The sequence below is a fragment of the Cognatilysobacter terrigena genome (genome assembly GCF_004361065.1).
Classification (GTDB): Bacteria; Pseudomonadota; Gammaproteobacteria; order Xanthomonadales; family Xanthomonadaceae; genus Cognatilysobacter; species Cognatilysobacter terrigena.
On sequence record NZ_SELT01000041.1, the window covers coordinates 1 to 9,528 of the forward strand.

Consider the following 9,528-nt stretch of genomic DNA (forward strand, 5'->3'; position numbering starts at 1 on the left):
TGGTCGAGGGTGTAGTCGGGGTCGACGACGGAACGCGTCAGGCCCGTGTCGGCCGAGGCGGGCGACGAAAGTTCGGCGGTGCTGGTCATGCAGGCGGCTCCGGCGCAGCCGGAAGGCCGCGGGGTGGCGTCGTGGGGAAGGGCCGGCGGAGAGGTTCGACGCGCCGGCAGCGGGCGAATTCTACCAGTGGCGCGGGTTTCACCCCGTTCGGCTGCGTACGGAGTCGGCGCGTCTGGCACCGGATTTGCTTGCCCCGGGCGCGGCCTTGCGCCGCTCCCCCGTTCGTTCCCGAAGGCCGCACCGCCCATGACCCGCACTCTTCTCGCCGCCGCGCTGCTCGCGCTGGCCGGCATTGCCTCTGCCCAAGCTCCGGGCCTGCCGCGCCAGGTCGAGTTCTATTTCGACGCCGACGCCTCGTCGCGGCGCCCCGTCCTCGAGTTGAAGGACCGCAGCCAGCCCGGCATCGACCGACTGACGCGTGCGATCGAGCGCAACGCCGAGCACACCCTCGAAGCCGCGCAGCTCGGCCACTACGCCATGCAGACCGGTCGCACCGACCTGGGTCGCAATCTCTACCGCCGCGCGCTCGGCGCGATGGACATCAACAGTGGCCTGTGGCGTCCGGTGAAGTGGAACTACGGCTGGGACCTCTATCGCGCCGGCGACGCCGAAGGCGCGCTGCAGCAGTGGTCTGAACTCGGCAATCGCGGCGTCAATTCGTCGTGGCTGCCGCAGACCCTCGCGCTCGCGCTGTGGAAGCTCGGCCGCAAGGACGACGCCATCCGCTGGTACGCCGCTGCCGTGCGCACCGAACCGACGCAGTGGTCGACGACCGCGCAGTACGCGCAGCTCCTGCCGCAGTGGAAGGACGACGAGCGCGCGACGCTTGCCGAAGTGCAGGCCGCATGGGCCGCGAATCCGCCGAAGTGGCCGTAAGCCGCATCGCGCGGTGAGTTTCCCCGTCGCCGCGGTGCAATGCCGCGGCGACAGCGGACGGGCGCGTCGACGCGCCATCCACGGTCGCGCTTGCTAGATTGCGGCTCCCACGGCCGCTGCGGGCAGCGCTTGAACCCGACACGCATCGCATCGCTGCTGATGTTCGCGAGCCTGCCCGCGTTCGCGCAGGACGCACCGCATCGCGATGCCGCGCCATTGCCGGACATCGAATTCGCCGCCGACGTGCACATGGACAGCATCAGCTTCGGCAGCGATCCGCAGGCCGGGGTGACGTTCCAGGGCGGCCCGAATCTGCAGCATCGCCACGACGTCGAACGCGACGGGCTGCCGACGCCCGTGCACGGCGGCAGCACCTATCGCAACGTCAGCGTGCGCACCACGATCAGCGCGACGCTGCTTGATCCGCTCGATGCGTCGACCAACGCGACGCCCGCTCCTTCCCCGACTCCCGAGGATCACCGATGACCCGTCCGCTTCCGCGCGCCCTCGCGTGTGTGCTGCTGCTCGCCGCCGCACCGCTCGCCCTCGCCCAGCAGTCGACGACGTCGACCTCCGGCACCACCGCCACGCCGGTGGATCGCACGGTGCCGCCGGTGAGCCGCGTCGGCACGACGACCGGCACCGCGGGTTATCGCGCATCTTCGAGCGGCGACGAGCCGGACGTGCTGCTGGACGTGCCGAACCTCTCGATCGACGAGATCAAGCTCGACGTGCAGAACCTCGAGGCGCACATCGCACTCAACGCGCAGCTCGCGAACCTGCTCAAGCTCAACGCGGGCGCCGACGTCGGCATCGAGCGCGTCAACGTGCAGATCAAGGGCGTCAAGGCGCAGGCGCTGCTGAAGGTGCGGCTCGACAACGTCGCCGCGATCATCGATCGCACGCTGACCACCATCGACCGCAACCCGCAGATCCTCACCAAACTGCTCGACTCGGTCGACAAGACGGTCGGCACCGTCGGCGGCGTCGCGAACAACGCGATCCGTCCGGGCGGCGTGGTCGATCGCACCGTCGGCACGGTCGGCAACGTTGCGAACACGGCCGTGCAGCCGGGCGGCGTCGTCGATCGCACGGTGGGCACCGTGGGCGGCGTGGCGAACAACGCCGTCGGCACCGTGGGCAATGTCGCCTCCGATGCGCTCAAGCCCGGCAGCGTGCTGTCGTCGACGGTGAACTCGCTCGGCCAGACCGTGCAGCGGGTCGTCGATGCATCCGGCAACATCGTCGAGCGCACGCTCGATGCGAGCGGCAAGGTGCTGAGCTCGCGCGTGGTCCAGCAGGCAGGCTCGCGCTGAGCGAAGGTGGCGATCGACGCCGCGCGACCACGTCGCCGGCGTCGGCCTGATCGGGCACGTTCCGGCGCGACTCGCCGATCGAAGCAGTCCCGGCGGTCTGAACCGCCGCCATCGCGTCGCGCCCCGCTGCACACCTCGTCCACGACAGCGGCCGCAGCATCGGCCGCCATGAGCGAGTCGCGACCCATCCCGGTGATCGTCAACAGCGGTGCGCGCGCCGGGCGCGACCTCGACGCCGACGCCGTGCGTCGCGCATTCGCGAAGCACGGGTTGGACGCCGACGTGCAGCGCGTCGAAGGCAGCGCCATCGATTCGACCGTCAAGCGCGCGCTCGATGCCGGCGCTTCGATCGTCGTCGCCGCAGGCGGCGACGGCACCGTCAACGCCGTCGCGACGCACCTGCTCGACCGCAAGGACGCCGTGCTCGGCGTGTTGCCCGTCGGCACGCTCAATCACTTTTCGAAAGACCTGAAGGTGCCCCCCGAACTCGAGGACGCGGTCGCGGTGATCGCCGCCGGCCACGTGCGCGAGGTGGATGTCGGCGACGTCAACGGGCGCCCCTTCCTCAATAACTCGAGCTTGGGTCTGTATGCGCGGCTGGTCGTCGAACGCGAGCGCCTGCAACAGCACCGGCATCTCGGCAAATGGCCGGCGATGTTCCGCGCGGGCTGGTCGGTACTGCGCCATCCGCGCACGTTCTCGGCGGTGCTGCATGTGGACGGCCGCGAGCTGTGCCGTCGGACGCCGTTCGTGTTCGTCGGCAACAACGACTACATCATCGAGGGCACGCGCGCCGGCGAGCGCACCACGCTCGACGACGGCGAACTCGCGGTCTACGTGCTGCGTCCGTGCGGGCCGTGGGGCCTGATCCTGCTCGCGCTGCGCGCGCTCAGCGGGCGCATCGTGCACGGGCGCGATCTCGACCGTCTTCGCGCGACCTCGTTCGTCGTCGAATCGCACCACGGGCAGGCCCGCGTCGCGCGAGATGGCGAAGTCGACGTGCTCGACGCCCCCGTGCACTACCGCGTCCGGCCGCGTGCGCTGCGCGTGCTCGCACCCCCGCCGCAGGAGGCCGGCTGATGCGTACCGTCGTCCATATCTCCGACCTGCATTTCGGTCGCGTCGAGCCGGCGCTGCTCGATCCGCTGCGTCGCGCGATCGTCGATGCGAAGCCCGACGTCGTCGTCGTGTCCGGCGATCTCACCCAACGCGCCCGCAGCGCGCAGTTCGAAGAAGCCCGCGACTTCCTCGCGACGCTGCCCGGGCCGCAGATCGTGGTGCCCGGCAACCACGACGTGCCGCTGTACGACGTCGCGCGCCGGTTCCTGTCGCCATTGACGCGCTTCCATCGCTACATCACCGACGTCGAGATGCCGGTGTACATCGACGACGAGATCGCGGTGGTCGGCGTCAACACGGCGCGGTCGCTGACGTTCAAGGGCGGGCGCATCAACGTCGACCAGGTGCGCGAGATCGAGCAGCATTTCCACGGCCTGCCCGAACACGTGACGCGCATCGTCGTGACGCACCATCCGTTCGACATCCCCGAAGGTGGCGACGAGGAGGATGTACTGGGCCGCGCGCCGATGGCGATGGCCGAATTCGCGAAAGCGGAGGTCGACGTGTTCCTGTCGGGCCACCTGCATCGCAGCAACATCGGCACGACGGCGCACCGCTACCGCATCGAAGGCTTCGCGGCGCTGGTCGTGCAGGCCGGCACCGCGACGTCGACGCGCGAACGCGACGAGGCGAACGCGTTCAACGTGCTGCGCATCGGCGCGACCGACGCGCTGCAGGTTCAGACGTGGCGATGGTCGGCAGAACGCAGCGCATTCGTACCCGAGGCCGAAACGGACTATCGCTACGTGCACGGCACGGGTTGGCAGCCGGCGACCGGCGCGGCGTTGCCCGACTGACGCATCGCGTCGTCAGGCAGAGCCGAGACGTTCCGCAGGCGCGCCTCAACCGAAGCGCGCGAACTCCACGTAGCCGTCGTCGTTCGCGACCAGCGCGCACGTTGTGCGGCCTGACCGTGCATGGAACTCATGTGCCACGCTTTCGGCGGCGCGCTCGGCCCAGGCGCGCGTGTCGATCCATTCGCGATGGCCGTCCGGGCGGCGCAGCAGCCAGCCGTCTTCGATCGGGTGGATGACGACACGTTGCATGGCGGCGACCGCTCGGAAGGAATGCCGGGCAGTCTGCGATCCGCGTCGCGGCTGCGCCGTCGGCGCATCACGGAGCGCCATGTGGGACTTTTCCGATTGATGCGGCCGGAGATGGAGGCAGCCGGGCACGCGCTGCAGGGACATGCGAGCACACCCCGCCTCTGCTGTGCACTCGGGAATCGCAGAGGGCGATGCGCCGCCACCGTTCGTATTAGATGAATCGTTTGGAAAGATTCGGCCGCGGGTGAGCGCGGTGCACCTGATTGACTGGTCCGCACTGGACTTTTCCCGGAACATCGCGCCGGCCTGCGGCTACCGCCGGGGCTCAACAGGGGGAAATCGATGAAGTTGGAAGCGAACACGGCCGCCCGGCCGTTGGCGCGCGGCGTTGCCGTGGCTCTGGGTTTGGTACTCGTCGCACCGGCATTCGCGCAGGTTGCGCCGACCCGTCTGCCCGGGCAGACCGCGCAGGACGTCGATCCCGCGCGCCGCACGCCGGCGGTGCCACCGGCGCTCATCGATCCCTCGACGCTTAGCGTCGCCGGCGCCTGCCCGTTCGCCGGCAAGGGCGAGGTGACGCTGACGCGCATCGACGTGACGGGGGCGACGCTGGTCGCGCGCGACCTCATCGACGCCGCCGTCGCCGACCTGCTCGGCCATCCCGCTGACGCCGCGGTGCTGTGCACCGCACGCGATCGTGTCGCTGCGGTGTACGCGCGGCAGGGCGAAGCGCTGGCTGCGGTCGACATTCCTGAGCAGAACATCACCGCGGGCGTGCTGACGCTGCGCGTGACCGAAGGCCGCGTGCGCAACGTCGTCGTGGAGAACGCCGAGGCGATGGGTCCGTCGGCTGCACTCGCGCGTGCCTACCTCGGCGCGATCGACAACGGTGGTGCCACGCACTGGTCGGACGTCGAACGTGCGTTCCTGCTCGCCCGCGAAATTCCAGGCACGGACATGCGCTTCGCGCTGCGCCGTACCGCCGACGGCACTGCGGACGGCCTCGAGGTCATCGCGACCGCCGCCCCACGCCGCGTCGTCGACATCGGCGTCGGCGCGCACAACCTCGGCTCCGAAGAACTCGGTCGCGAGAACGTGTCGCTTCGCGTCGACGCGAACAGCTTCACGCGCTTCGGCGACCGCACGAGCCTGGTGCTGTCGTCGAGCCTGGGCGGCGAGCAGAAGGTCGCGCAGCTGCTCGAAGAGGTGCGCATGGGCGTGTCCGGCTGGACGCTGTTCGGCGACTTCGCGTACGGGCGCTCGCGTCCGGGCGGCGGGTTGGAGTCGCTCGAACTCGAAGGCCATTCGAGCGTCGCGCGACTCGGCGCACGCTACGCAGCGGTGCGCACGCGTGCGTTGTCGGTCGACAGTGCACTTCGCATCGACGCGATCAACCAAACCAATGATCTCGGCCTGTTCCGCAGCGTCGGCCTGGGCACGATTCCGCTGTTCGACGAAAAGCTGCGGGTGCTGTCGTTCGAAACCAACGCGCGCTGGCAGCGCCCGACGTCCGGTCTCGCGGCGACGGGCACGTTCGAACTGCGCAAGGGCCTCGGCATCTGGGGTGCGAGCGAGGCGGGCGATGACCTGCTCTCGCGCGCCGAGGCGCGTCCCGACTTCGTGTCGGCGCGACTGGGCCTCGGAGCGCGCTGGTCGGCGCGTGCGGCGTCCGCGGCCAGCCCGTTCCTCGCCTTCAACAGCGCCGCGCAGTGGTCGAACGCGCCGCTGCCGGCGTACGAGGAATTCCAGGCCGGCAATTACACGATCGGCCGTGGCTTCGATCCGGGCGCGGCATCCGGCGACAGCGCCGTCGCCGGCCAGCTCGAAGCGGGCTGGGATTTCCGAGGCGGCGCGATGACCAGCAACGTCTTCGCGTTCGTCGACGTCGCGCACCTGTGGAACCGCGATGACGCCAGTTACGACGCCACGCTGCGTTCGATCGGCATCGGCGCACGCGCCTACACGCGCTTCGGCCAGCTCGCCCTGACCTGTGCCGTGCCGCAGACCGGCGCGTTCCCCGGCGACGACAAGCGCGACGCCCGCGTGCTGTTCACGTTCAACCACACCTTCTCGATCCGCTGAGGACGACGACCATGACTTCTTCGAATTCCCATCGCGGGCTCACCGTCGGCGTCCTGTTCGCGGCAATGGCGCAGGTGCTGTGGCCGATGCAGGCGGCGGCGCAGTCGACACCGCTCGGCACCATCAACAGCATCGTCGGCAACGGCGGCGGCTCGACCACGGTCACGTCAGGGCCGAGCACCGTCACGATCACGCCTGGCAATACCCGCACGCTGGTCAACTGGAACACGTTCAACGTCAGCGGCGGCCAAACCTACAACGTCGTCTTCGGCGGGCCGGGCAACCTGATCGTCAACCGCGTCGTCGGCGGAACGCCGACCACGATCAATGGCAACGTCGCGAGCTACTTCGGCACCGTGGGCGGCCCGACAGGCGGCAATGTCTGGATCCTCAATCCCAACGGCGTCGCCGTCGGCAGCACGGGCCGCTTTGACGTCGGCGGGCTGCTGCTCTCGACCATGGACCTGGCCGATGCCGACATCATGGACAACGACCTGCGCTTCAACTTCAGTGGGGTTGGGGGAACGGGCGTGTCGGTCGCCACGGGAGCGGTGCTCAACTCCACCGCAGGCGGCGCCACGCTGGTGGGCGATGCGGTCAGCGCCAGCGGCGCGTTTGCCTCCTCAACCACCAATACGCTGGTCAGCGCCCGCAACCTGACCGTCGACTTCGACGCGAGCCTGGGCGCGGTCACGACACTGACGATCAACACGGGCAGCGGGCAGGGCAACGGTGTAATCGTCGGCGCAGGCGCTGCTTTCAGCGGTACACGCAACGTGCTGATGGCCTCCGGGATGTCGAACGGTCAGGGCAACGTGCTGCTGGCCAATGCCGGCGGCGCGAACGACATCCGCTTCAATTCGGGAAGCGTCGAGCTGATCTCGCGCGATGCGAACGTCGTTGCGCAAGGCGTGTTCGCGACGCCCGGAAACCTCACGGTCGACGCATCGGCTGGCATGTTCCAGGGCAACGGTGGTCCGACGGTAGGCGGCAACTATTCGATCACCGCGCGGGATTTCAGTGGTGGGGTGTTCCAGCCCACCTTCGTCGGTGGCGGCAACAACTTCTCGATCACCGACACGCAGGGCGGTCTCGTCATCGGCAACGTCGTCGCGCCGGGCGACCTCAGCGTGACCACGACGAACGGCGACCTCATCGTCGACGGTACGTTCGGCTCGCCGGGGTCACAAAATGGAAACGTCTATCTGACGTCGTCCGGCGCCATCACGCTGAACGGCGCGGTCACCACCTCTAGCGCCCCCGGCCACAGCATCTGGCTCAACGCCGGCACGTCGATCAACCAGACCGGGAGCGCGATCACGACCGGGTCGCTGTTCGCATCGGCGACCACCGGCATCTCGCTCCAGCGTGCGGCCAACTACTGGGGCACGGCCCAGTTCACCAACACGTCCAGTGGTGATGTCAGCGCGACGGCGACCACCGCGTGGCAGCTGCTGGGCGCGACGAGCGCGGGAGGGCTGTACCTCGGCGGCACCTCGATTGGTGTCGCCGGCAACGTGCTGGCCATCGGCGATATGGCGTTCAACAGCAACGTTGTACTGAACGGCAATACGACGATGCAGTCGAACGCCGGCAGCGGTCTGCTCGGCGGCACGGTCGACGGCAACGGAGGTCCGACGAACGTGACCGTCAATGCCGCGAATGGCGCGACGTTCAGCGGCAACGTCGGCGCGACAACCGCGCTGTCGTCGCTCACGGTCAATGGCGCCGCGCAGTTCAACGGCGGCAGCGTGCGCACCACGGGTGCGATCGATCTCGACGCGGTCACGCTGGGCGCCGTCAATCCGTTCGCGTTCAATTCTACGGGCGGCTCGTTCTATGCGCTGTCGGTGAATTCGCCTACGTCGGTGCTTCAAGTCACCGCGAACGGCATCCAGATCGGCGACCTCACTGTCGGCGATTACAACGGCGGCGTCTTCCGTTCCGCCTTCCTCAACGCCGGCGCGGGTGCGATCACGCTGGGCAACGCGTACACCGGCGCGCTGCAGGCCAACGCGGGCAGTGCGTTCACCGTCACCGGTGCGCTCGACACCATTCGCCTCTCGGGCACCGTCGGCGGCGCCGCGACGCTCAGCGGCAACAACCACATCAACTCGATCGGACCGTTCTCCTCGAACGGTCTGGTGGTGCGCGATCTCAACAGCCTGACGGTCGACAACGTCGTCAATGCAGGCAGCGGGGACGTTCGCATCGAAGTGGTCGGCGACAACCTGCAGATCGACGCCGGCGGCCAGATCAGCGGACGCGATGTCGCGCTGTCGTCGAACACGTTCTTCAACCAGTCCGGCAATGACGGCGTCGTCGCGAGCGGGCACTGGGTGATCTACCAGCAGTTCGTCTCGCCGTTCGCGCTGTACGACGGTCTCGACAGCGGCCAGACCGCGCTCTGGGGCAAGACGATCACCACGGCCGCGCCGTCGTCGATCAGCGGCAACCGCTACGTGTTCGCCACGACGCCGACGCTGACGTTCACCACGACCGATACCACCAAGACCTACGGCACCGATCTCACGGGTTCCGCCGGCAGCTTCTACACGGTCACCGGCTTCCAGTCGGGCGTGGCGGGTGCGTACCTCGGCGACACCGCCGCCAGCGCGTTCACCGGCGCGCCGACGGTGACGTCCGGCGGCTTCGCGACGCGCGCGGCGGTGGCGGGCGGTCCGTACGCGATCAACATCGTCAACGGCTCGCTGGCGAGCACGAACGGCTACAACTTCGCGTTCAATGGCACGGGCAAGGTCACCGTGAACCAGAAGGCGCTGACCGGTACGCCGACCGCGACCACCAAGACCTACGACGGCACCACCAACGGCAGCGGCACGATCGCGCTCTCCGGCCTCGTCGCCGGCGACACCGTCGGTGCGACCGGTACCTTCACCTTCCTCGACAAGAACGCCGGCGTCGGCAAGACGGTGAACATCACGGGCGCGACGCTCAATGGCGTCGACGCGGGCAACTACACGCTGACGCTGCCGGCATCGACGATCGGCGACATCCTGCAGAAGGCG

The 9,528-nt window shown here is 68.8% G+C and carries 8 protein-coding genes; 7 read left to right on the forward strand and 1 reads right to left on the reverse strand.

The features are described from left to right. Positions 1–306: 306 nt before the first annotated feature. The 5 genes from EVS83_RS14960 (at position 307) to EVS83_RS14980 (ending at position 4,168) form a co-directional block, all read left to right on the forward strand. Positions 307–936: a tetratricopeptide repeat protein gene (locus tag EVS83_RS14960; RefSeq protein ID WP_133501908.1), complete on the forward strand. Its 630-nt coding sequence runs from the start codon at positions 307–309 to the stop codon at positions 934–936. Positions 937–1,065: 129 nt separating this feature from the next. Further along, complete coding sequence (locus tag EVS83_RS14965) at positions 1,066–1,422, forward strand: hypothetical protein (RefSeq protein WP_133501910.1); 357 nt, start codon at positions 1,066–1,068, stop codon at positions 1,420–1,422. Beyond that, complete coding sequence (locus EVS83_RS14970; RefSeq protein WP_208108765.1) at positions 1,419–2,252, forward strand: hypothetical protein; 834 nt, start codon at positions 1,419–1,421, stop codon at positions 2,250–2,252. Before EVS83_RS14965 ends, EVS83_RS14970 begins: the two co-directional genes overlap by 4 nt. Positions 2,253–2,420: 168 nt before the next feature. Beyond that, complete coding sequence (locus EVS83_RS14975) at positions 2,421–3,332, forward strand: diacylglycerol/lipid kinase family protein (RefSeq protein ID WP_133501912.1); 912 nt, start codon at positions 2,421–2,423, stop codon at positions 3,330–3,332. Further along, positions 3,332–4,168, forward strand: coding sequence for a metallophosphoesterase family protein (locus EVS83_RS14980; RefSeq protein ID WP_133501914.1), 837 nt, complete (start codon positions 3,332–3,334; stop codon positions 4,166–4,168). Before EVS83_RS14975 ends, EVS83_RS14980 begins: the two co-directional genes overlap by 1 nt. A gap of 45 nt (positions 4,169–4,213) precedes the next feature. Here EVS83_RS14980 and EVS83_RS14985 read toward each other — a convergent pair whose 3' ends face one another. Then, positions 4,214–4,561 carry a hypothetical protein gene (locus EVS83_RS14985; RefSeq protein ID WP_133501916.1) on the reverse strand — a complete coding sequence of 116 codons (348 nt, stop codon included), beginning with the start codon at positions 4,559–4,561 and terminating at the stop codon, positions 4,214–4,216. Between the two features lie 198 nt (positions 4,562–4,759). On the opposite strand from EVS83_RS14985, the gene EVS83_RS14990 reads away from it, so the two are divergent. Both EVS83_RS14990 and EVS83_RS14995 read left to right on the forward strand, forming a co-directional pair. After that, positions 4,760–6,499: a ShlB/FhaC/HecB family hemolysin secretion/activation protein gene (locus EVS83_RS14990; RefSeq protein ID WP_133501918.1), complete on the forward strand. Its 1,740-nt coding sequence runs from the start codon at positions 4,760–4,762 to the stop codon at positions 6,497–6,499. Between the two features lie 11 nt (positions 6,500–6,510). Further along, positions 6,511–9,528, forward strand: a 3,018-nt coding sequence (locus tag EVS83_RS14995; RefSeq protein ID WP_133501920.1) for a beta strand repeat-containing protein, incomplete at its 3' end; no start/stop codon positions are given.

Excerpts from the sequence above, each read along its gene's own strand:
- EVS83_RS14985 (WP_133501916.1), bottom strand. The coding sequence starts at position 4,561 with ATGTCCCTGCAGCGCGTGCCCGGCTGCCTCCATCTCCGGCCGCATCAA.
- EVS83_RS14990 (WP_133501918.1), top strand. The coding sequence starts at position 4,760 with ATGAAGTTGGAAGCGAACACGGCCGCCCGGCCGTTGGCGCGCGGCGTT.
- EVS83_RS14970 (WP_208108765.1), top strand. The coding sequence starts at position 1,419 with ATGACCCGTCCGCTTCCGCGCGCCCTCGCGTGTGTGCTGCTGCTCGCC.
- EVS83_RS14960 (WP_133501908.1), top strand. The coding sequence starts at position 307 with ATGACCCGCACTCTTCTCGCCGCCGCGCTGCTCGCGCTGGCCGGCATT.
- EVS83_RS14980 (WP_133501914.1), top strand. The coding sequence starts at position 3,332 with ATGCGTACCGTCGTCCATATCTCCGACCTGCATTTCGGTCGCGTCGAG.
- EVS83_RS14975 (WP_133501912.1), top strand. The coding sequence starts at position 2,421 with ATGAGCGAGTCGCGACCCATCCCGGTGATCGTCAACAGCGGTGCGCGC.